Origin of the sequence: Pseudomonas sp. DD1, from assembly GCF_044510355.1 — a bacterium.
Classification (GTDB): Bacteria; Pseudomonadota; Gammaproteobacteria; order Pseudomonadales; family Pseudomonadaceae; genus Aquipseudomonas; species Aquipseudomonas shahriarae.
Genome location: NZ_MSAJ01000040.1, coordinates 29149 through 53146, shown reverse-complemented (window position 1 = coordinate 53146; position 23998 = coordinate 29149). Strand labels below are relative to the sequence as shown.

The following is a 23998-nucleotide window of genomic DNA, read 5'->3' as shown; positions in this document are numbered from 1 at the left end:
GGTTGCGCAGGCGCTGGCTTGCCTGCGATTGCATCACCTCGGTATCCCTGACAGACCCAGGTGCCCGCATCGCAGGCAAGCCAGCTCCTACAGGGGATGTGGCGTTTTCAAGATCAACTCACCCACCTGGCCTTGCGTTTCTCGACAAACGCCCGTGTCCCCTCAATGCCTTCTTCCCCGGTCACCGCCTCGGCAAACCAATCGGCAGCCTGATCCAGCAGCAGCTCCAACGGCTGATCCAGGCTCTGGAGCAACAACGCCTTGGTTCGCGCATTGGCACGCGGTGCACAGCGCAATACCTGCCCCAACACCTCATCCAGGCGCTGCGCCAATCCTTGGGGGTCATGCTCGACAAAATGCACCACCCCCAGGCGCTGCGCCTCGACCCCGTCAAACCGCGCCGCAGTCAGCGCCAGGCGCCGGGCCTGGGTCAGGCCGATGCGCCGCACCACAAACGGCGCGATCTGCGCCGGCAGCACGCCGAGGCTGGTTTCCGGCAAGCCGAACTGTGCCTGGTGGTCGGCAATGGCGATGTCGCTGACACACGCCAGGCCAAAACCGCCGCCCAGCACCGCGCCCTGCAACACCACAATCACCACCTGGGGCAGGGCTTCGACTTCTTGCAACAGCGCGCCAAACACCCGGTTCAAATCACGCAAGCCTTCGCGGCTGCCCGCGCGGCTCATGTCCTTAACATCGCCGCCCGCACAGAAGTGTCCGCCAGCGCCACTGATCACCAATGCCCGCACCTGCTCGTCACGGGCGACATCCGTCAGCACGGCGCGCAGTTCGCTGACCATCTGCACGCTCATGGCATTGCGGTTCTGCGGGCGGTTGAGGGTGATGTGCAACACGCCGTTGTGCGGCTCCAGCAGCAGGGTTTCACAGGCGTTCACGATTTTTTCCCCGGCAGCGTACCCATCAGTTTGCAGATGATCCCCAGCATGATCTCGTCGGCGCCGCCGCCAATCGACACCAGGCGCACATCACGATAGGCACGGGCCACCGGGTTGTCCCACATAAAGCCCATGCCACCCCAGTACTGCAGGCAGCTGTCGCTGACTTCGCGGCCCAGGCGCCCGGCCTTGAGCTTGGCCATCGAGGCCAGCCGCGTCACGTCCTGGCCCTTGAGGTATTGCTCGGTGGCCTGGTAGACCAGCGCGCGTAGGCACTCGATCTCGGTGGACAGCTCGGCCAGGCGAAAGTGGATCACCTGGTTGTCGATCAGGGCCTTGCCGAAGGTCTGGCGCTCCTTGCAGTAGGCGATGGTGCTGTCGACGCAGGCCTCCAGGCCCTTGATCATATTGGCCGCGCCAAACAGCCGTTCTTCCTGGAACTGCAGCATCTGCATCATGAAGCCCGCGCCTTCGTGGCCGATGCGGTTGCGCTGTGGGATGCGCACATCATCGAAAAACACCTGGGCGGTTTCCGAGCTGTGCATGCCGAGCTTTTCCAGGGGCGGGCTGACGCTGATCCCGGGGGTGTTCATCGGCACCATGATCAGTGACTTGTTGATATGCGGCTTGCCGTCCGAGGTGTTGGCCAGCAGGCAGATAAAGTCGGCGCTGGGGGAGTTGGTGATCCACATCTTGCTGCCGTTGATCACGTAGTCGTCGCCGTCCTTGCGGGCGTGGGTTTTCAAGCCGGCCACGTCGGAGCCAGCGCCGGTTTCCGAGACGCCGATGCAACCCACCTGTTCGCCGCTGATGGCCGGGCGCAGGAATTCGTCGCGCAGTTCATCGGAGCCAAAACGTGCGAGGGCCGGGGTGCACATATCAGTCTGCACGCCGATGGACATCGGGATGCCGCCACAGCGGATGGTGCCGAACTCTTCGGCGGCGACAATCGAGTAGCTGTAGTCCAGGCCCATGCCGCCGAACTTTTCAGGCTTGGAAATGCCCAGCAGGCCGAGGTCGCCGGCCTTGCGGAAGATCTCGTGGATGGGAAAGCGCCCGGCTTTTTCCCATTCGTCGACGTGGGGGTTGATCTCGCGCTCGACAAAACCCCGTACGGTACGGCGCAGCTCTTCGTGTTCCTGGGTGAAGATCATTTTTATTGTTCTCCTGATCGTTAAAAGCGCGCGGCGCCAAAGCTGTTGGGTTGCAATTGGCGCACCTGGGCTTGCTGGCAGATATCCAACAGGTAGCCCAGCAGCGTGCGGGTGTCCCGCGGGTCAATCAGCCCGTCGTCCCACAGGTTGGCGCTGCCATACAGGGCCGTGGACTGGCTATCGAGTTTCTGCGCGGTGACCTGCTCGAGCATGTCGAGCACCTTGGGGTCGGGCACCAGGCCGTCTTTCAACTGCTTGGCCTCGGTGACAATGCGCAGCACCTTGCCGGCCTGGGCGCCGCCCATCACGGCGGTGCGGCTATTGGGCCAGGCGAAGATAAAGCGTGGGTCCAGGCCACGCCCGCACATCGCATAGTTGCCGGCGCCGTAGGAACCGCCGACCACTACCGTGAGCTTGGGCACACGGGCATTGGCCACCGCCTGGATCATCTTCGCGCCGTGCTTGATCACGCCTTGTTGCTCGGATTCGGTGCCCACCATAAAGCCGGTGGTGTTGTGGAAAAACAGCAGCGGCGTCTGGCTCTGGTCGCACAGCTGGATAAATTGCGCGGCCTTGCTCGCGCCCTTGGGCGTGATCGGGCCGTTGTTGCCGATAAATCCGCAGGCCCGGCCCTGGATGTGCAGGTGGCCGCAGACGGTGTGGGGATCGAACTCGCCCTTGAACTCCAGGAAGTTGGAGCCATCGGCGATACGCGCGATGATTTCCCGTACGTCATAGGGTTTTTTCGGGTCCGAGGGGATCAGGCCCAGCAGCTCTTCAATCGGATACAGCGGCTCTGTATAGGCCCGCGCCGGCTGGGGTGGCAGCCGGTCGTCCCAGGGCAGCAGGCTGACAATCTCGCGCACGATGCGCACGCCGTCGGCGTCATTTTCCGCCAGGTATTCGGCGGTGCCGGCGGTTTGCGCATGCATCTGGGCGCCGCCCAGTTCCTCGTCCGTCGCCACTTCGCCGGTGGCGGCCTTGAGCAGCGGCGGGCCGGCCAGGAACAGCTTGGCCTTGCCGCGCACCACCACCACGTAATCCGAAAGCCCCGGCTGATAGGCACCGCCGGCGGTGGCCGAGCCGTGCACCACGGTGATCTGCGGCAGGCCCATGGCTGACATCCGCGCCTGGTTGGCGAAGCTGCGCGCGCCTTCGACGAAAATCTCCGCCGCGTAATTAAGATTGGCGCCGCCGCTTTCGGCCAGGGTCACCACCGGCAGTTTGTTCTCCATGGCGATCTGTTGCAGGCGCAGGGATTTTTTCAAGCCGCTGGGGGAAATCGTCCCGCCCTTGATTGCGCTGTTGTTGGCCACCACCAGCAGGCGCACGCCGCTGACATAGCCGATACCGGCAATCAGCCCGCCGCCGGCCGCGCTGCCATCCTTGTCGTCGTGCAGCTTGTAACCGGCCAGGCTTGCCAGTTCGAGGAAGGGCGCACCGGGGTCGAGCAACAGGTTGAGGCGCTCACGGGGCAGCAGTTGGCCGCGTTTGTCGAACTTGCCCTTGGCCTCGGCGGCCTTGTCCAACAGGTTCTGTTCCAGTTGGCGCAGATGATGGGTGGCGGTGAGCATGGCCTCGCGGTTCTGTGCGAACTGCGGGCTGTGGGTGTCGAGTAGGGAGTCGATGACCGGCATGGTTTATTGGCCCTCCTTGAGCACATCCGGCAGGTAGGCGCGGTGAAAACCATTGAACGACGGGCTCGGCGGCTGCGCCTTGTGCAGCGGCCAGGCGCGGCTGCCCAGGCTGGCGGCGCCGTCGATGCGCAAGGTGCTGCCGCTGACGAATGCGGCGGCGGGGCTGAGCAGGAACACAATCGCCGCACTGACTTCCGATTCGGTGCCAATGCGCTTGAGGGGCACATGCTCGCGCAAGGTCGGGATCACCGCCTTGAACGCGCCTTCGTAGGTGTCCATGCCACTGGAGGCGATCCAGCCCGGCGCCACTGCGTTGACCCGCACCCCGGCGTAACCCCATTCGAACGCGGCGGTCTTGGTGAAGTTGTCCATCCCCGCGCGCGCTGCGCCCGAGTGGCCCATGCCGGGCATGCCGCCCCACATGTCGGCCAGCATGTTGACGATGGCACCGCCGTGCTTGCTCATTGACTGATTGAACACTTCCCGCGCCATCAGGAAACCGCCCACCAGGTTGGTGCGCAGCACGGTTTCAAAGCCTTTTTGATTGATCGACGCCAGGGGCGAGGGGTATTGGCCGCCGGCATTGTTCACCAGACCCTGGATCGGCCCGTGTGCCTCGATGATCTGGCTGACCAGCGCCTTCACCGCTTCTTCATCGCGGATATCACAGGCGTGCCAGCTGGCGTGGCCGCCGTCTTCGGCAATTTCCTGGGTGACCCGTTGCAGCTTTTCCGGCTTGCGCCCCACCAGCACCACATGGGCGCCGAGTGCCGCCAGTTCATGGGCGGTGCAACGGCCAATGCCGCTGCCGCCACCGGTGACGATAAGGGTCTGCCCCTGGAACAGGTCGGCTTTGAAGATCGAGTCGAAGGCCACGGCGAGAGTCCCTTAGGTGAGTTGATCGGCGATGTGGCGGGGCACGGCAATCGGGATTTCCAGCAGTTGCTGGGCGAAAGCCTTGCCTTGTGGGTCGATGCGCAGGCTGGCGATACCGCCGCCGCCCAGGGCATTTTCGAGGAGGAAGTTTAGGCTGTGGCTGCCCGGCAGGTACCAGCGCTCGACGCGCCCGTGCAGTGGGTCGAGTACATGGCTCATCCAGTCGACGATCACCTCTGGGGTCAGTGCCTCGGCAATCCATGGCAGGTATTCGGGCCGGCGCGCGATTACGCCAATATTGCTGTGATTACCCTTGTCCCCGGAGCGCGCCACGGCCAGCTTGACCAGGGGCACACTGGCCTCGGCGTGGCCTTCGGATTTGGGCGGGTCGAGGGGCGCGTGGGGCGTACTCAGGGCGGCCGTGGCAGGCAGTTCGCAAGGGTGGGATTGCCCCTGGAAGTCGACGCTCAGGCGGCACGCGCTTTTGTCGATCAGGAACGAAAACAGGCGGATCAGTGGATACACCGTGGGCCTGCCGCCGACAATGCCGGTCAGGCCCGGCGTCATGCCGGTGGCCGCCTGGGCGATTTCCCGGGCGAACAGCACCAGGGCCTGTTTGCTTGGGTGACGCACCGCCAGCTTGAGCACCACTTCGCGACAGTCCTGGCGCCGGGCATGGGCGCCGTAGGTGGCCTCACTGCCGAGCAACTCGATGCTGACCTCGGTATAGGGTGCCCAGCCGCGCTGGCTGAACAACTGCGAGGTCTTGTTGATGATCGCCTGGCCGACCCGTTCGGCCTTGGCCACCGCGTCGATGCCGGCCAGCAGGCAACTGGCGGTACAGCGGAAACCGTCGGGGTAGGTGGCACTGACTTTGTACTGGTCGGTGGGTGCCAGCCCTTTGGCACCGCGCAGACGCACGCGGTTTTCGCCTTGTTGCTCCAGCGTGACCTGGCTGAAGTCGCAGATCACATCCGGCAGCAGGTAGGCGCGCGGGTCGCCGATCTCATACAGCAGTTGTTCGGCGACGCTCAGTTCGCTGATCAGGCCGCCTGTGCCCGGCACTTTGCTGACGGTGAACTGGCCGTCGGCACTGACCTCGACAATCGGGAAACCGATGTGCTCGTAGTCCGGCACCTCGCGCCAATCGGTGAAGTTGCCGCCGGTGCACTGCGCGCCACATTCGATGATATGCCCGGCCAGTGCGGCCTGGGCCAGGTGGTCGTAGTCCTGCCACCCCCAGTTGAATTCATGCACCAGGGCCGCGCTGACCACTGCGCTGTCCACCACGCGCCCGGTAATAACGATATCGGCGCCCAGTTGCAGGGCCTGGACGATGCCCGGCGCGCCGAGGTAGGCATTGGTCGACACGCACATCGCCGGCAAAGGCGCGCCGCTGAACATATCGCTGATGCCCTGCAGTTGCTTGAACTGCGGTTGCAGGTCATCGCCCAGCACTACGGCGATTTTCAGCGGCACCCCGGCCTGGTCGCAGGCGGCCTGCAAGGCGGCGGCGCAAGCCTGGGGGTGGATGCCGCCGGCGTTGCTGATCACCCGGATGCCCTGGCGCTGGATATCACCGAGCAAGGGCGCCAGTACTTCGACGAAATCCGGGGCGTAGCCGGCCTGGGGGTCTTTCATGAGCGCCCCGGCGAGGATCGACAGGGTGACTTCGGCCAGGTAGTCGAACACCAGGTAGTCCAGCGCGCCGCCTTGCACCAACTGCGCGGCGGCGGTGCAGGTGTCGCCCCAGAATGCACTGGCGCAGCCGATACGAACGGTCTTGTTCATGGGACGTCCTTCTCTGCAAAATCGTTGGGTCGAGACTACCAAGCAAGCGCTTGGTTTGTAAACTGCGTACACAACTTATGCCCAAGCGCTTGCTTGGGTGGCTGCCACGGCCTAAATTGCCGGCCATGACGCAATCAAAGTAGTTGAGGAGAGCAGCATGGATGAGCAAAAAGCCCTGGAGGTGATGCGCACCATGGTGGACGGCGGGCAACTGACCGACCCCGACAGCGCCCGGGGCAAGCTGCTGCAGACCGCGGCTCACCTGTTTCGCAACAAGGGCTATGAACGCACCACCGTGCGCGACCTGGCCAGTGCGGTGGGAATCCAGTCCGGCAGCATTTTCCACCACTTCAAGAGCAAGGATGAAATCCTGCGGGCGGTGATGGAAGAAACCATCCATTACAACACCGCGATGATGCGCGCCTCCCTGGCCGAGGCGAGCAGCGTGCGCGAACGGGTGCTGGCGCTGATTCGCTGTGAGTTGCAGTCGATCATGGGCGGCAGCGGCGAGGCCATGGCGGTGCTGGTGTATGAATGGCGTTCGCTGTCGGCAGAAGGGCAGGCCCAGGTGCTGGCATTGCGCGATGTCTACGAAGAGATCTGGTTGCAGGTATTGGGGGAGGCCAAGCAGGCTGGGTATATCAAGGGTGATGTATTTATCACTCGGCGTTTCCTGACCGGGGCGCTGTCGTGGACCACGACCTGGTTCCGCGCCCAGGGCAGCATGACCCTCGAGCAATTGGCCGATGAAGCATTGCTGCTGGTGCTGAAGGCGGATTAGGCGGGTAAAGCAAGCGATTTAATTGTCGGGCCGGAAGTTGTCTCCCCAGACAAAAACGCCTAGCTTAGCGAGATCCAGATTTTGAACGGTGCGTGCCTGATGTTTTCGCCATTGCGGCTGGCTGCAGGATTAACAGTATGGGCAATGGGCACCTTGTGGCAGGCGCAGGTTTCGGCGGCCCAATTGGTACGGGTCGGTGCTGCGCATTTTCCACCGTATACGGTGCGCCCGGAGCAGGGCGCCGACAGCGGGCTGCTCCCGCAATTGCTGGAGGCGCTGAACCGTGCGCAGCGCGAGTACCAGTTTGTGCTGGTACCCACCTCCATTCCCCGGCGTTTTCGTGATTTCCAGCAGGGCCGGGTCGATATGGCCATCTTCGAGAACCCGCAGTGGGGTTGGCAGGATATCCCCCATACCAGTGTCGACATGGGCCTGGAGGACGCCGAGATATTCGTCACCCAGCGCCAGACCGGCCGCGACCAGGGCTATTTCACCGATCTGGCGGGCAAGCGCCTGGCGGTGTTCAGCGGTTATCACTACGCCTTCGCCAACTTCAACCCCGACCCCAAGGCCATGGCCACGCAGTTCAACGCCACCTTGACCTATTCCCATGACAGCAACTTGCTGATGGTGACCCGTGGCCGCGCGGATATCGCCCTGGTCACGCGTTCCTACCTGAGTGACTTTATGGTGCGCAATCCCGACACCGCCGGGCAGTTCCTGGTGTCGGAGCGCATTGATCAGGTGTACCACCACTACGCTTTGCTGCGGCCCAAGGCGGCGATCAGCGGCCCGGCGTTTGCCGCATTGCTCAAGGATCTGCGCGACAGCGGCGAGCTGTTGAAGATCTTCGAACCGTACCGCATTGATGTGCTGCCGGTAGCTGACGCACCCTGATCCGGGTAACGCCCGCTTAAATTTTTGCTGCTGGTTCACGTCACTTCGTCTAACTGTCGACGATTATCGTGAGCCCCCTCCATGCCCAATCCCCAAGACTTGTCAGTCCTGCCACTCCCGGCAGGGCCTGCCCTTAACGCAGACGAAAGCGATGGCCGCCTGACCCTGACTCTCGCTGGCCAGCCGCTGGTGCGTCTGCGCCTGGCGCGCGGCGAAGAGCTGCACCTGCAGTTGCAAAGCCCCGGTGAGGTGCCGTCGGTGCAGGCCTTGTGGGCCGCCTGTTACTGGCTGTTTGCCCGTGAGCCTGAGCGCCAGCAACTGGTCTGGCACCTCGAACACGCCCCTGACGAGGCCCTGCGCAGCGGCCTGCTGCTGGCCACGGATGTGGCAGGGCAGTTCCGTTGCGAGCGCACTCTGTTCTGGCAATTGCCACAGCCGTGGTTGGGCCAGCCGGTGAGTGGCGCTTATCCGCAGCAAATGATCCTCAGCAATGGCAAGCGCCATCCGGTGCGTGCGCCCAAACCGTGCGGCGAAGTCTACCGACGTTTCGACGCGCGCCTGGGCGCGTGGATTTCACTGCGTACGCTGGAGATCGACGTGGACCTGGCCCGCTTCAATCGCTGGCAGAACAGCGCGCGGGTCGCCAGTTTCTGGCAGGAAAGCGGCAGCCTGGAGCAGCATCGGGAGTATCTGGAGAAGCTTGCAGCTGACCCACATGCCTTGACGCTGATCGGCTGTTTCGACGATGAGCCGTTTGCCTATTTCGAGGCGTATTGGGCCAGGGAGGATCGCATTGCGCCGTTCTATGAGGTGGACGATTACGATCGGGGCATCCATATGCTGGTGGGGGAGGAGCACCACCGCGGGCCGCACAAGGTGGCCAGTTGGCTGGCGGCGTTGGTGCACTACCTGTTTCTCGACGACCCGCGCACCCAGTGGGTGGTGGCGGAGCCCAGGGCCGACAACGCGAAGATGATTGGGTATATGCAGAACCAGTGTTTCCACTGCGAGAAGGAGTTCGACTTCCCCCACAAGCGCGCGGCGCTGATGATGCTGGGGCGGGAGCGGTTTTTTGAGCGGTGTGGGTTGGCCTGAGACCTTGGGGGCAATGAAGATCAACTGTGGGGGCTTGTGTGGGAGCGGGCTTGCCCGCGATAGCGGTGTGTCAGCCACTGGATTGACTGGCTGATCCAATGCCATTGCGGGCAAGCCCGCTGCCACACAAGCTCATGCCTCATTGCAATGGCGTGGTGCTCAGACCCGTCGGGCAAACGTATCGCTATGGGTCCCCGAAACCTTACGGCAGTGCACCAACGCATCACGGATCATAAAGTTGACCAGCGTTGGCGACACCCCCAGTTCCTTGGCGATGTCCTTTTGCGGCACGCCATGCAGACGGTACATCTCGAACGCGTAGCGCGTGCGCTGGGGCAGTTCGGTCAGGGCGTCGGCGATGTTTTCCAGGGTGGAAAAATTGATGTGCGAGGTTTCCGGTGAAGCACCATGAATAACCACATTCAAGCCTTCCTCTTCCGTCCCGGAGTACTTCAGTTCCAGGGCCTGTTTACGGTAGTGGTCGATAGCCAGGTTACGCACGATCTGGAACAGGTAGCTCAGTTGAGCCTTGAACGATGAGGTGATCTGCGGGGCCGATTGCAGTCTGAAGTAGGCGTCCTGCACCACGTCTTCGGCACGGGAACGGCAGCCGGTAATGCGCGCCGCGATCTTGACCAGGATCAGTCGATTATCGACAAACGCCTGGAGTAACGGTGAATCGCACCTGCTTGTGGATACTTGTTCCGTCATGGAAATCACCTTGCTGCAAATATGGTTAGTGGAGGGCATCCCTGCTGAGGCCTCCTACACATCGGGCAACAAATTATGCTTAATGATAATGATTGTCAAATGAGAAGTGGAACTAATCTTATACCGAAATACAAACTGTGAGGCGCTTCTCTTTGTGTGCCGGCCCTGGCAGGCAGACTAATTATTTTGCCGGGCCATCCGTTCTCATTGGTGACAGGCCAGCCAACACGCCGGCCATGGATTTGCACCCGGAGGAGGACGACATGCGTTTCTATCGCGAGAACCCAGCGATCCAGGCAGGGGTGGTCTGAGATGAGCACGTCGACCCGCTTGCGCCTGTTTTGCCTGCCCTATTCGGGCGCCAGCGCCATGTTCTACAGCCGCTGGCGTCGGGCACTGCCGGAGTGGTTGCAAGTGCGCCCGCTGGAGTTGCCGGGGCGTGGCATGCGCATGGACGAGCCCTTGCAGCGCGATATCAAGGTGCTTGCCGCGCAGTTGGCGGATGAGATCAGCGCCGAACTCGACGGCCCTTACGCCTTGTTTGGCCATAGCCTGGGCGGTTTGCTGGCTTTCGAGCTGGCCCATGCCCTGCGCGAACGCGGGCTGCCTGCACCCCTGGCGCTGTTTGCTTCGGCCACCGCCGGCCCGGCGCGACGGGATGTCAGCGAATACGCCATTGAAAAAGACGACACCCAACTGATCGAGCGCCTGCGCAAGCTCAAGGGCACGCCCGAAGACGCGTTGACCAACCGCGAATTGATGCAATTGACGCTGCCGATCCTGCGCGCCGACTTCCTGTTGTGTGGCAGTTTCCAGTATGGCGAGCGCGAGCCGTTGTCGATGCCGATCCATGTGTTTGGCGGCAAGCAGGACGACGTGCGCGCCGACGAGTTACTCGACTGGCAGGAAGACACCGCCAGTGGTTTCTCCCTGGACATGTTCGAGGGGCACCATTTCTTTCTGGTGCAACAGGAAAGCTCACTGTTGCGCTGCCTGCGCCGCTACGCCGACGAGCACTTGACCCGCTGGCGCCATAGCGCTGCACGGCGGGCGGCCCTGGCGACCGGCTGAACACGCCGCCGCGCGCCCATGCCCTCTATCCCCGATTTCCCCGTAAGCCGATTTCAGGCAGGAACCCCTCATGATGGACGCCTTCGAACTTCCCCGCACCCTGGTCCAGTCTCTCCAGCGCCGCGCCGCGCAGACCCCGGACCAGGTGGCCCTGCGCTTTCTGGCTGAGTCTGCCGCCGAGACCGTGGTGCTCAGCTACCGTGACCTGGACCTGCGCGCCCGCACCATCGCTGCCGCCTTGCAGGCCTCGGCCGGGCTGGGTGAGCGTGCGGTGCTGCTGTTCCCCAGCGGCCCGGATTATGTCGCGGCGTTCTTTGGCTGCCTGTACGCGGGGGTGATCGCGGTGCCGGCCTATCCGCCGGAGTCCACTCGCCGGCATCACCAGGAGCGGTTGCTGTCGATCATCGCCGATGCCGAGCCCAGGCTGTTGCTGACCAGCAGTGGTTTGCGCGACGCCCTGGGGCAGATCGAGCAAGCGCCGCCCTTGCTCTGCGTGGATGAACTGCACAGCGAAATCGCCGCCGGCTGGGTCGCGCCAAACCTGCAGGACGACGATATCGCCTTCCTGCAATACACCTCCGGCTCCACCGCCTTGCCCAAAGGTGTGCAAGTCAGCCACGGCAACCTGGTGGCTAACGAATTGCTGATCCGTCGCGGCTTTGGCATCGACCTCAACCCCGATGACGTGATTGTCAGCTGGCTGCCGCTGTACCACGACATGGGCTTGATTGGCGGCCTGTTGCAACCGATCTTCAGCGGCGTGCCCTGCGTGTTGATGTCGCCGGCGTACTTCCTTGGCCGCCCGTTGCGCTGGCTGGAAGCGATCAGCCAATACCGCGGGACCATCAGCGGTGGCCCGGACTTCGCCTACCGCCTGTGCAGCGAGCGGGTCAGCGACTCGGCCCTTGAGCGCCTGGACCTGAGCCATTGGCGCGTGGCCTATTCCGGTTCCGAGCCGATCCGTCTCGACACCCTGGAGCGCTTCGCCGAGAAGTTCGCCCCGTGCGGTTTTACCCCGAACAACTTCTTCGCCTCCTATGGCTTGGCCGAAGCGACCCTGTTTGTCGCCGGCGGCACCCGTGGCCAGGGCATCCCGGCGTTGCGCCTGGACGAACAGGCGCTGGCCGCCAACCGTGCCGAACCAGGGCAGGGCACTGCGATCATGAGCTGTGGCACGAGCCAGCCCGAGCACGCGGTGCTGATCGTCGAGCCGCAGACTCTCGCCGAGCTGGACGACAACTGCGTCGGCGAAATCTGGGCCACCGGCCCGAGCATTGCCCACGGCTACTGGCGCAACCCCGAAGCCACCGCCGAGACGTTTGTAAAGCACGCCGGTCGCACCTGGTTGCGCACCGGTGACCTGGGCTTTATCCGCGACGGCGAGGTGTTTATCACCGGGCGCCTGAAAGACCTGCTGATCGTGCGCGGGCACAACCTGTACCCGCAGGACATCGAGCAAACCGTCGAGCGCGAAGTGGAAGTGGTGCGCAAGGGGCGTGTCGCGGCATTTGCGGTGAATGACCAGGGCCTGGAAGGTATCGGCATCGCCGCAGAAATCAGCCGCAGCGTGCAGAAGATCCTGCCGCCGGAAGCCCTGATCAAAGCCATTCGCCAGGCAGTGGCCGAGGCCTATCAAGAAGCGCCCTGCGTGGTGGTGCTGCTCAACCCCGGCGCGTTGCCGAAAACCTCCAGTGGCAAGGTCCAGCGTTCGGCCTGCCGCACCCGCCTGGCCGATGGCAGCCTCGACAGCTACGCGCAGTTCCCCGATCAGCGCGCGCAGGCGGGCGATGGGGCACTGGCGTCAGACCTGCAACAGCAGATCGCCGCGATCTGGTGCGAACAGTTGCAGGTGGCGCAAGTGGCTGGCGATGATCACTTCTTCTTGCTCGGCGGCAACTCCATCAGCGCCACCCAAGTGCTTGCCCGCCTGCGCGAAACCCTGGGCCTGGAACTCAATCTGCGCCTGCTGTTCGAGGCGCCGGTGCTGGCCGATTTCGCCGTCAGTGTCGGCCAATTGCAGGCGGAGGGGGGCGTGGCCCAGGGCGCAATCAGCGCCTTGTCACGCCAGCAGGATATGCCGCAATCCCTGGCGCAAAATCGCCTGTGGATCACCTGGCAACTGGACCCGCAGAGTAGCGCCTACACCATCCCCGGTGCCCTGCGCCTGCGCGGCGAGCTGGATGAAGACGCGCTGCACGCAAGCTTCGCGCAACTGATCCAGCGCCACGAAGCGCTGCGTACGCGGTTCTATGAACGCGACGGCCAGGGCTACCAACGCGTGGATGCACAGCGTGAGTTTGCCGTGCAAGTCATCGACCTGCGCGACCTGCGCGACCTGCCGCTGGCCGAGCGTGAAACCCGCGCCGCGCAGATCCGCGAGGACGAGGCACGCACCCAGTTCGATCTGGAGCAAGGCCCGTTGTTGTGGGTCACGCTGTTGCGCCTGGACGATGAAGATCACCAGTTGCTGGTGACCCTGCACCACATCATCGCCGATGGCTGGTCGCTGACTGTATTGCTCGACGAGTTCTCGCGCCTCTACGCTGCTGCGTCCCAGGGCCAGCGCCTCGAGTTGCCGGCCCTGGCTGTGCAGTACGCCGACTACGGCAGTTGGCAGCGCCAATGGCTGGCCGCAGGCGAGGGCCAGCGCCAGTTGGCCTACTGGCAGCAGCAACTGGGTGACGAACATCCCATCTTGAGCCTGGCCACCGACCACCCGCGCTCGGCCCAGCAACGGCGCAGCGCTTCACGCTACAGCGTGCGCCTGGACGCCGGCCTGGGCGAAGCGATCCGCCAGACCGCCCAAGCGCACCAGGTCACGCCGTTCATGCTGTTGCTGGCGGCGTTCCAGAGCCTGTTGCACCGCTACAGCGGCCAGCGCGATATCCGCATCGGTGTGCCCAACGCCAACCGTGGGCGCCACGAAACCCAGGGCCTGATCGGCTTCTTTATCAATACCCTGGTGATGCGCGCCGAAGTGGATGCGCGCCTGCCCTTCAGCGAGCTGCTGGCGGCGACGCGCCTGGCCGCCACCGAGGCCCAGGCCCATCAGGACTTACCCTTCGAACAGCTGCTGGAAGCCTTCCCCCAAGCCCGGGAACAAGGCCTGTTCCAGGTCATGTTCAACCACCAGCAGCGTGACCTGAGTGCCTTGCGCCGCCTGCCGGGCCTGCTGGCCGAAGAGCTGCCGTGGCACAGCCGCGAAGCCAAGTTCGACCTGCAACTGCACAGCGAAGAAGACCGCAACGGGCGCCTGAGCCTGTCATTCGACTACGCTGACGAGCTGTTCGACGCCAGCACCATCGCGCGCCTGGCCACGCATTTGATCAACCTGTTGCAAGCGGCCTGTGCGCAACCGCACCAAGCGGTGGGCGACCTTGCGCTGCTGCAGGCCGACGAGCACACCGAGCAACGCAACTGGAGCGAGGCCCCGTGCGCCCCGGCGCAGCGCCTGGTGCCGGAACAACTCAACCAACACAGCGACGAGCGCACCGCCCTGGTCTGGCAGGACGCCAGCCTGACCTTCGCCCAACTGTACACCCAGGCCAACCGCCTGGCCCATTACCTGCGCGACAAAGGCGTCGGCCCGGACGTGTGCGTGGCGATTGCCGCCGAGCGTTCGCCGCAACTGCTGATCGGCTTACTGGCGATCCTCAAGGCCGGCGGCGCCTATGTGCCACTGGACCCGGACTACCCCGCCGACCGCCTGGCCTACATGCTGGCCGACAGCGGCGTGCAATTGTTGCTGACCCAGACCCCTCTGCTGCAACAGCTACCGGTGGCCGAGGGCGTTTCGGTGATCGCCATGGACAGCCTCAAGCTTGACAGCTGGCCGACCCAGGCGCCGGGCCTGCACTTGAATGCCGACAACCTCGCCTATGTGATTTACACCTCCGGCTCCACCGGCCAGCCCAAGGGCGTGGGTAATACCCATGGCGCCCTGGCCGAGCGCTTGCAGTGGATGCAGGCCACTTACCAGCTGGATGAAAGCGATGTGCTGATGCAAAAGGCACCGATCAGTTTTGACGTGTCGGTGTGGGAGTGTTTCTGGCCACTGATCAGCGGTTGCCGCCTGGTACTGGCCGGCCCCGGCGAGCATCGCGACCCCCATCGCATTGCACAGTTGGTGCAGGAGCATGGCGTGACCACCCTGCATTTTGTGCCGCCGCTACTTCAGCTGTTTGTCGATGAACCGCTGGCGGCCGAATGCACCAGCCTGCGCCGGGTATTTTCCGGGGGCGAAGCCTTGCCCGCCGAGTTGCGCAATCGGCTCCTCGCGCAATTGCCGGCGGTGCAGTTGCACAACCGTTATGGCCCGACCGAAACGGCAATCAACGTCACCCATTGGCACTGTCAGCGCACCGACGGCGAGCGCTCGCCGATTGGCCGGCCGTTGGGCAACGTGCTTTGCCGGGTGCTGGACGAGCAGTTCAACCTGCTGCCCGCAGGGGTGCCGGGTGAGCTGTGCATCGGCGGGATTGGCCTGGCCCGTGGTTATCTGGGGCGTGCCGGGCTGACCGCCGAACGTTTTGTCGCCGACCCACTGGGCGCGGCGGGCGCCCGTTTGTACCGCACCGGCGACCGCGTGCGCTGGACGGCTGATGGCGTGCTGGAGTACCTCGGGCGCCTGGATCAGCAGGTCAAGCTGCGCGGGTTTCGGGTCGAGCCGGAAGAAATCCAGGCGCGGCTGCTGGCCCAGGAGGGCATCGCCCAGGCGCTGGTGTTGATTCGCGAGACCGCCGGCGGTGCGCAGTTGATCGGTTACTACACGGCCAGCGGCGAGCTGGATGAGCTGGACGTGAAAGCCGCACTGGCCGCCGAGTTGCCGGAGTACATGGTGCCGGCGCAACTGATCCGCCTCGATGTCATGCCCCTGAGCCCCAGCGGCAAAGTCGACCGCCGCGCCTTGCCGGAGCCGGTGTGGCAGGTGCGTGAGCATGTCGAGCCGCACACCGCCCTGGAACAGCAGATCGCCGCGATCTGGCGCATAGTGCTGGGCCTGCCGCGTGTCGGCCTGCGCGACGACTTCTTCGCCCTTGGCGGCCATTCACTGCTGGCCACGCAAATCATCTCCCGCACACGCCAGGCCTGTGATGTGGAGCTGCCCCTGCGTACCTTGTTCGAAACCAGTGAGCTGGGGGCGTTTGCCGAACAGGTGCGCCTGATCCAGGCCAGCGGCCAACGCAACCAACAGAGCGCGATCGGCAAGGTGGATCGCCGCCAGCCGGTGCCGCTGTCCTATTCCCAGCAGCGCATGTGGTTCCTCTGGCAAATGGAGCCGGACAGCCCGGCCTATAACGTCGGTGGCATGGCGCGCTTGCGCGGGGTGCTGGATGTGGGGCGTTTCGAGGCGGCGTTGCAAGCCTTGATCATGCGCCACGAAACCCTGCGCACCACCTTCCCGAGTGTCGATGGTGTGGCCCGGCAGAACGTCGCCGCGCAAAGCAGCGTGCGCATGAACTGGCAGGATTTCTCGGCGTTTACCGAAGCCGAGCGCCAACTGCGCGTGCAGCAATTGGCCGACCAGGAAGCCCACCGCCCGTTCAACCTGGAAACCGGACCGTTGCTGCGCGCCTGTCTGGTCAAGGCCGGCGAGCAGGAACACTACCTGGTGCTGACCCTGCACCACATCGTCACCGAAGGCTGGGCCATGGACATCTTTGCCCGTGAACTCAGCGCGCTGTACGAAGCCTTTATCGACGAGCGCGAATCGCCCCTGGAACCGTTGCCGGTGCAGTACCTGGACTACAGCGTGTGGCAGCGCCAATGGCTGGAGGCCGGTGAACGCCAGCGCCAGCTCGACTACTGGACCACGCAACTGGGCAACGAGCATCCGCTGCTGGAACTGCCCAGCGACCGGCCACGCCCGGCGGTGCAAAGTCATCAGGGCGAGCTGTACCGTTTTGACCTTGGCGATGAACTCGCCGCCAAGGTGCGCGCCTTCAATGCCGAACATGGCCTGACCCTGTTCATGACCATGACCGCGACCCTGGCGACGCTGCTCTACCGCTACAGCGGCCAGACCGACCTGCGCATCGGTGCGCCGGTGGCCAACCGCATCCGTCCGGAAAGCGAAGGGCTGATCGGCGCGTTCCTCAACACCCAGGTGCTGCGTTGCCAGCTCGACGGGCAGATGCGCGTTGCTGAGCTGTTTGAGCACGTGCGCCACACCGTAATCGAAGGCCAGTCCCATCAGGACCTGCCGTTCGACCACTTGGTGGAAGCCCTGCAGCCGCCGCGCAGTGCTGCGTATAACCCGCTGTTCCAGGTGATGTGCAACGTGCAGCGCTGGGAGTTCCAGCAAAGCCGGCAGCTGGCCGGGATGACCGTCGAGTACCTGGCCAACGATGCGCGTGCCACCAAGTTCGACCTCAACCTGGAAGTCACCGACCTCGATCATCGCCTGGGTTGCTGCCTGACCTACAGCACCGACTTGTTCGACGAGCCGCGCATTGCGCGCATGGCCGCCCATTGGCGCAACCTGCTGGAGGCGCTGATTGCCGATCCGCAACAGCGCTTGAGCGAGTTGGCGATGCTCCAGGCACATGAGCAACGCGCCCTGCAAGACGGCCTCGGTATCGAGGCCGGCGAGCACCGTCTCGACCAGTGCATTCATTCGCTGTTCAGCGCACAGGTGCAGGCCCGTGCGGATGCGCCCGCGCTGACCTTCGCCGGGCAAACCCTGAGTTACCGCGAGCTGGACAGCCGCGCCAACCGCCTGGCCTGGATGCTGCGCGAGCGTGGGGTGGGCCCGCAGGTGCGGGTCGGCCTGGCGCTGCCACGCTCACTGGAAATGGTCATCGGCCTGCTGGCGATCCTCAAGGCCGGTGGCGCCTATGTGCCGTTGGACCCGGAATACCCGCTGGACCGTCTGCACTACATGATCGAAGACAGCGGCATCGGCCTGTTGCTCAGCGATGCGGCGATGTTCGACGCCCTTGGTGAGTTACCCGCCAGCGTCAGTTGCTGGTGCCTGGAAGATGACTTGCCGGTGCTCGCCAACTACCCGGCCAGTGACCTGCCGGCGATCAGCCTGGCGCAGCATCAGGCGTACCTGATCTACACCTCCGGCTCCACCGGCAAGCCCAAGGGCGTGGTGGTGTCCCACGGTGAAATCGCCATGCATTGCCAGGCGGTGATCGAGCGCTTTGGCATGCGCCCCGACGATTGCGAGCTGCACTTCTATTCGATCAATTTCGACGCCGCCACCGAGCGCCTGCTGGTGCCGCTGCTCAGTGGTGCGCAGGTGGTGTTGCGCGCCCAGGGGCAATGGGATGCCGAAGAAATTTGCGGGCTGATCCGTGAGCATCGGATCAATATCCTCGGCTTCACCCCTAGCTATGGCAGCCAGTTGGCCCAATGGCTGGCCACGCAAAACCAGACCCTACCGGTGCGCATGTGCATCACCGGTGGCGAGGCGCTGACTGGCGAGCACCTGCAGCGCATCCGCGCAGCGTTCCAGCCGGCGCTGTTCTTCAATGCTTATGGGCCGACCGAAACGGTGGTCATGCCCCTGGCCAGCCTGGCCCCTGAGGTGTTGGAGGAGGGCGCCGGCAGCGTGCCGATCGGCAGCATCATCGGCGCGCGGGTCGCCTATATTCTGGATGCCGACCTGGCGCTGGTGCCCCAAGGTGCGACTGGCGAGCTGTACGTGGGCGGCGCCGGCCTGGCCCAGGGTTATCACCAGCGTGCGGGCATGACCGCCGAACGTTTTGTGGCCGACCCGTATGCCGATGGCGGGCGGCTCTATCGTACCGGCGACCTGGTGCGCCAGCGTGCCGATGGCCTGGTGGAGTACCTGGGGCGGATCGACCATCAGGTGAAAATCCGTGGTTTCCGCATCGAACTGGGCGAGATCGAAACCCGCCTGCTTGAGCACGAGGCGGTCCGTGAGGCGGTGGTCCTGGCCCTGGATGCGCCGAGTGGCAAGCAACTGGCGGCGTACCTGGTCAGCGATGCCCGCGATCACGCCGCCTTGCGCGAGGCGCTCAAGACCCACCTCAAGGCGCAACTGCCGGACTACATGGTGCCGGCGCACTTGATAGTGCTCGACAGCATGCCGCTGACCGCCAACGGCAAGCTCGACCGCCGCGCCTTGCCGCAACCGGACCCCGAGGCCAATCGGCAGCAGTACGTGGCGCCGAGCAATGCGCTGGAACTGAGCCTGGCCGCGATCTGGTGTGCGGTGCTCAATGTGCAGCAGGTCGGGCTGCACGATAACTTCTTCGAGCTGGGTGGCGACTCGATCCTGTCGATCCAGGTGGTCAGCCGGGCGCGGCAGGCGGGGATTCACTTCAGCCCCCGCGACCTGTTCCAGCACCAGACCGTGCAGGCCCTGGCCGCAGTGGCCACGTGCAGTGAGCAGGTCACTGCCGAGCAAGGGCTGTTGACCGGCCCCTCGGGCCTGACGCCGATCCAGCATTGGTTCTTCGACAGCGAAATCCCGGCGCGTCAGCACTGGAACCAGGCATTGGTGCTGGCGCCGGTGCAGGCCCTGGACCCGCACCGCCTGGAACAGGCGCTGCTGGCCGTGCTGGAACACCATGACGCCTTGCGCCTGAGCTTCACCCAGCACGACGCGCAATGGCACGCCGAGCATCTGGCCGTGCCGGAAGGCGGCGTGTTGTGGCTGGCCCAGGTGGCGGATATGGCGCAGTGCGAGGCGCTGTTCGCCGATGCCCAGCGCAGCCTCGACCTGGAGCACGGCCCGCTGCTGCGCGCCTTGCTGGTGGACGGGCCGCTTGGCCAGCAACGCTTGCTGATCGCGATCCATCACCTGGTGGTGGATGGCGTGTCCTGGCGCGTATTGCTCGAAGACCTGCAAAACGTCTATCGCCAATTGAGCGACGGCCAGGCCGTCAGCCTGCCCGCCAAGACCAGCGCCTTGCGCGACTGGGCCGCGCGTTTGCAGGCCTATGCCAGTAGCGAATCCCTGCGTGAAGAACTGAGCCTGTGGCAGCAACAGTTGGCGGGCCCGCCGGTTGAACTGCCGGTGGACCGGGCGTACGGCAGCCTGCGCAACCGCGACGCCGAGACTATCAGTGTGCGCCTGGATGCCGAGCGCACCCGGCAGTTGCTGCAACAGGCACCGAGCGCCTACCGCACCCAGGTCAACGACCTATTGCTGACTGCACTGGCCCGCGTGCTGTGCCGTTGGAGCGGCCACGCATCGACCCTGATCCAGCTGGAAGGCCACGGCCGCGAAAGCCTGTTTGATGAGATCGACCTGACCCGCAGTGTCGGTTGGTTCACCAGCGCTTACCCGCTGCGCCTGACCCCGTTGGATATCGAGGAGGCCAGCGGCCAGGGCGCGTCGATCAAGGCGATCAAGGAGCAACTGCGCGCGGTGCCGCACAAAGGCCTGGGCTATGGCGTGCTGCGCTACCTGGCCGACCGTACCTGTCGCCAGGCCATGGCGGCGTTGCCGAACGCCTCGATTACCTTCAACTACCTCGGGCAGTTCGACCAGAGCTTCGACAGCCAGGCGCTGTTCCACCCGCTGGACGTGTCTGCCGGCCCGGCCCATGACCCGGATGCGCCACTGCCCAACGCCTTGAGTGTGGACAGCCAGGTGTACGGCGGCGAACTGCTGCTGCGCTGGACCTTCAGCCGCGAGCGCCACGACCACCAGACCATCAGCGAGCTGGCCGAGGCCTACCTGGGCGAGTTGCAGAGCCTGATCGCCCATTGCCTGCGCGATGATGCCGGCGGCCTGACGCCGTCCGACTTCCCCCTGGCGCACCTGACCCAGGTGCAACTGGACGCGTTGCCGGTGCCGGCCAGCGCCATCGAGGATGTGTATCCGCTGACGCCCATGCAGGAAGGCCTGCTGTTGCATACCCTGCTGGAGCCGGGCACCGGCCTCTATTACATGCAGGACCGCTACCGCATCAACAGCGAGCTCAACCCCGAGCGCTTTGCCCTGGCCTGGAAAGCCGTGATCGCCCGGCATGAAGCCTTGCGTGCGTCGTTCTGCTGGAACGTCGGCGAAGCGATGTTGCAGGTGATCCACAAGCCCGGCAGCACGCCGATCGAATACCTGGACTGGACCGGCACCCCGGCCGAGCAACAGGAGCCGCGCCTGCAAGCGCTGCTCAAAAGCGAGCGCGAGGCCGGTTTCGATCTGCTCAATCAGGCGCCGTTCCACCTGCGCCTGATCCGCGTCGGCGAGGCCCGTTACTGGTTCATGATGAGCAACCACCACATCCTGATTGATGCCTGGTGCCGTTCGTTGTTGATGAATGATTTTTTCGATATCTACACCGCCCTGGGTGAAGGTCGCGAAGCACAACTGGCCGCGCCGCCACGCTATCGCGATTACATCGCCTGGCTGCAACGTCAGAACCTGGCGGAGGCGCGGCAGTGGTGGCAGCAGAACCTGCAAGGGTTTGAGCGCACCACACCGATCCCCAGCGACCGGCCATTCCTGCGTGAACACGCCGGCCACAGTGGCGGCATGGTGGTGGGGGATTGCTATACCCGTCTGGATGCCCGTGATGGTGCGCAATTGCGCGAGCTGGCCCAGGCTCATCAACTGACCGTCAATACCTTCGCCCAGGCGGCGTGGGCCTTGGTGCTGCGGCGCTTGAGCGGCGAGCGTGACGTGTTGTTCGGCGTCACGGTGGCCGGGCGCCCGGTGGACATGCCGCACATGCAGCGCACGGTCGGCCTGTTTATCAACAGCATCGCCTTGCGGGTCAAGTTGCCCGAGGACGATCAGCCGTGCAGCGTGCGCCACTGGTTGAGCGCCTTGCTCGACAGCAATATGCAGCTGCGCGAGTACGAATACCTGCCGCTGGTGACAATCCAGGAACACAGCGAACTGCCCAAGGGCCAGCCGCTGTTCGACAGCCTGTTTGTATTTGAAAACGCTCCGGTGGAAGTCTCGGTGCTGGACCGTGCGCAAAGCCTGAACGCCACCTCGGACTCGGGCCGTACCCACACCAACTTCCCGCTGACCGCCGTGTGTTACCCGGGGGATGACCTGGGCCTGCACCTGTCCTACGACCAGCGTTATTTCGATGAAAGCACCGTGCAGGGCATGCTTGCTGAGTTCAAGCGCCTGCTGCTGGCGCTGGTGCAGGGCTTCCATGGCGATATGGCCGACCTGCCGCTGATTGGCGAGCAGGAGCGTGAGTTCCTGGTGCACGCTTGCAATCAGAGCGCCCACGACTACCCGCTGCAAAGCAGCTACGTTGAACTGTTTGAAGCGCAGGTGGCGCAGCATGGGCAGCGCATTGCCGCCAGTTGCCTGGACCGGCAATGGAGCTATGCCGAGCTGAACCAGCACAGCAACCGCCTGGGCCATGCCCTGGTCGCGGCGGGTGTCGGCCTGGATCAGCCGGTGGCGCTGCTGGCCGAGCGCGGCCTGGAACTGCTGGGCATGATCATCGGCAGCTTCAAGGCCGGTGCCGGTTATTTGCCGCTGGATCCCGGCCTGCCGGCCCAGCGCCTGAGCCGGATCATCGACCTGAGCCGCACGCCGCTGCTGGTGTGCACGGCAGCTTGCCTTGAACAGGCGCAGGTGTTGCTCGAAGACTTTGCCTGCGGCGCGCGGCCGAAGTTGCTGGTGTGGGAGGAGTTGGCGGGCGCGGATAGCAATCCGGGGATCTACAGTGCCCCGGACAACCTCGCCTACGTGATCTACACCTCCGGCTCCACCGGGCTGCCCAAGGGCGTGATGGTCGAGCAGCGCGGCATGCTCAATAATCAGTTGAGCAAGGTGCCATACCTGCAGTTGAGCGAGCAGGATGTGATCGCCCAGACCGCGTCGCAAAGCTTCGATATTTCGGTGTGGCAATTCCTCGCCGCGCCGTTGTTTGGCGCACGGGTGGACATTGTGCCCAACACCATCGCCCATGATCCGCAGGGCCTGCTGGCCCATGTCCAGGCCCAGGGCATCACGGTGCTGGAAAGCGTGCCGTCGCTGATCCAGGGCATGCTTGTCCAGGAGCGCATCAGCCTGCAGGGCCTGCGCTGGATGCTGCCGACGGGGGAGGCCATGCCGCCAGAGTTGGCGCACCAATGGCTGCTGCGTTACCCGGATATCGGCCTGGTCAACGCCTATGGTCCGGCGGAATGCTCGGATGACGTGGCGTTCTTTTGCGTCGACCTGGCCTCGACCCGTGGCACCTACCTGCCGATCGGCACGCCGACTGACAACAACCGTTTGTACCTGCTCGACGGCGCGCTGGAGTTGGTGCCGCAAGGGGCGGTGGGTGAGTTGTGTGTGGCGGGCACCGGGGTAGGGCGCGGGTACGTCAGCGACCCGCTGCGTACTGCGCAAGTGTTTGTGGCGGATCCATTTGGTGCGCCGGGAGAACGCCTGTATCGCACCGGCGACCTGGCGCGGCGGCGCAGCGATGGGGTGCTGGAGTACGTCGGGCGCATCGACCATCAGGTGAAAATTCGCGGCTACCGCATCGAACTCGGTGAAATCGAGGCGCGCCTGCACGAGCAGCCCGAGGTGCGCGACGCGGCGGTGGGTGTGCAGGAGGGCGTGAATGGCAAGCACTTGGTGGGTTACCTGGTGGCGAGCGATGCCAGCCTTAACCCTGGCGAACGCCTGGACCGCATCAAGCAGCGCCTGCGCAGCGAACTGCCGGAGTACATGGTGCCGTTGCACTGGCTGTGGCTGGAGCGCCTGCCGTTGAACGCCAACGGCAAGCTCGACCGCAAGGCCTTGCCGGCTCTGGAGATCGGTCAGTTGCACAGCCAGGATTACCTGGCGCCGCGCAGCGAGCTGGAGCAGACCCTGGCCACAATCTGGGCCGAGGTGCTGAAGGTCGAGCAGGTGGGCGTGCTGGATAACTTCTTCGAGCTGGGCGGGCATTCGTTGCTGGCCACGCAAATCGCCTCGCGGGTGCAAAAGAGCCTGCAACGGGATGTGCCGCTGCGGGCGATGTTCGAATGCAGCACGGTGGCGGAGTTGGCGACGTACATCGAGGGCTTGGCGGCCAGTGACATCAGTGCCGGCACGGTGGACCGCCTGAGCGATTTGATGGCGGAGCTGGAGGGGCTTTGAGTCGGCGAACGGGCCGCCATACAGGCGGCACGCCATTGGTCGGTTTTGCACATTTTTGGGGTGCC

General features: G+C 64.4%; 11 protein-coding genes. 5 read left to right on the top strand and 6 right to left on the bottom strand.

The window, feature by feature from the left end:
* Positions 1–113 precede the first annotated feature (113 nt).
* From PSFL_RS27160 to PSFL_RS27140, 5 genes are read right to left on the bottom strand one after another with little or no spacing between them, the layout of a single operon-like run.
* Positions 114–896: an enoyl-CoA hydratase/isomerase family protein gene (locus PSFL_RS27160; protein ID WP_115127864.1), complete on the bottom strand. Its 783-nt coding sequence runs from the start codon at positions 894–896 to the stop codon at positions 114–116.
* Positions 893–2050, bottom strand: a complete 1158-nt coding sequence (gene atuD, locus PSFL_RS27155; RefSeq protein ID WP_057439150.1) for a citronellyl-CoA dehydrogenase — start codon at positions 2048–2050, stop codon at positions 893–895. Before atuD ends, PSFL_RS27160 begins: the two co-directional genes overlap by 4 nt.
* Before the next feature lie 20 nt (positions 2051–2070).
* On the bottom strand, positions 2071–3687 hold the full coding sequence (gene atuC, locus PSFL_RS27150; protein WP_397470679.1) for a geranyl-CoA carboxylase subunit beta: 1617 nt from the start codon (positions 3685–3687) through the stop codon (positions 2071–2073).
* Positions 3688–3690: 3 nt separating this feature from the next.
* Complete coding sequence (locus PSFL_RS27145; protein WP_397470678.1) at positions 3691–4563, bottom strand: SDR family oxidoreductase; 873 nt, start codon at positions 4561–4563, stop codon at positions 3691–3693.
* Positions 4564–4575: 12 nt separating this feature from the next.
* Entirely contained in the window at positions 4576–6354 is a 1779-nt protein-coding gene (locus tag PSFL_RS27140) for an acyclic terpene utilization AtuA family protein (protein WP_397470677.1), read from the bottom strand.
* Between the two features lie 157 nt (positions 6355–6511).
* Here PSFL_RS27140 and PSFL_RS27135 point away from each other — a divergent pair, with 157 nt between their 5' ends.
* From PSFL_RS27135 to PSFL_RS27125, 3 genes are all read left to right on the top strand, one after another.
* Positions 6512–7135: a TetR/AcrR family transcriptional regulator gene (locus tag PSFL_RS27135; RefSeq protein ID WP_057439148.1), complete on the top strand. Its 624-nt coding sequence runs from the start codon at positions 6512–6514 to the stop codon at positions 7133–7135.
* 99 nt (positions 7136–7234) lie between these two features.
* Entirely contained in the window at positions 7235–8032 is a 798-nt protein-coding gene (locus tag PSFL_RS27130; protein ID WP_115127868.1) for an ABC transporter substrate-binding protein, read from the top strand.
* Between the two features lie 81 nt (positions 8033–8113).
* A complete protein-coding gene (locus tag PSFL_RS27125; protein WP_397470676.1) occupies positions 8114–9127 on the top strand; it encodes a GNAT family N-acetyltransferase in 1014 nt (337 codons plus the stop codon).
* A gap of 159 nt (positions 9128–9286) precedes the next feature.
* On the opposite strand, the gene PSFL_RS27120 is transcribed toward PSFL_RS27125, so the two are convergent.
* A complete protein-coding gene (locus PSFL_RS27120; RefSeq protein ID WP_029298131.1) occupies positions 9287–9838 on the bottom strand; it encodes an RNA polymerase factor sigma-70 in 552 nt (183 codons plus the stop codon).
* A gap of 312 nt (positions 9839–10150) precedes the next feature.
* Here PSFL_RS27120 and PSFL_RS27115 point away from each other — a divergent pair, with 312 nt between their 5' ends.
* Both PSFL_RS27115 and PSFL_RS27110 read left to right on the top strand, forming a co-directional pair.
* A complete protein-coding gene (locus PSFL_RS27115; RefSeq protein WP_057439146.1) occupies positions 10151–10909 on the top strand; it encodes a thioesterase II family protein in 759 nt (252 codons plus the stop codon).
* Positions 10910–10979: 70 nt separating this feature from the next.
* Positions 10980–23933 (top strand): non-ribosomal peptide synthetase, encoded by a 12954-nt coding sequence (locus tag PSFL_RS27110; protein WP_397470675.1) that lies wholly within the window; start codon positions 10980–10982, stop codon positions 23931–23933.
* The last annotated feature ends 65 nt before the right edge of the window (positions 23934–23998 follow it).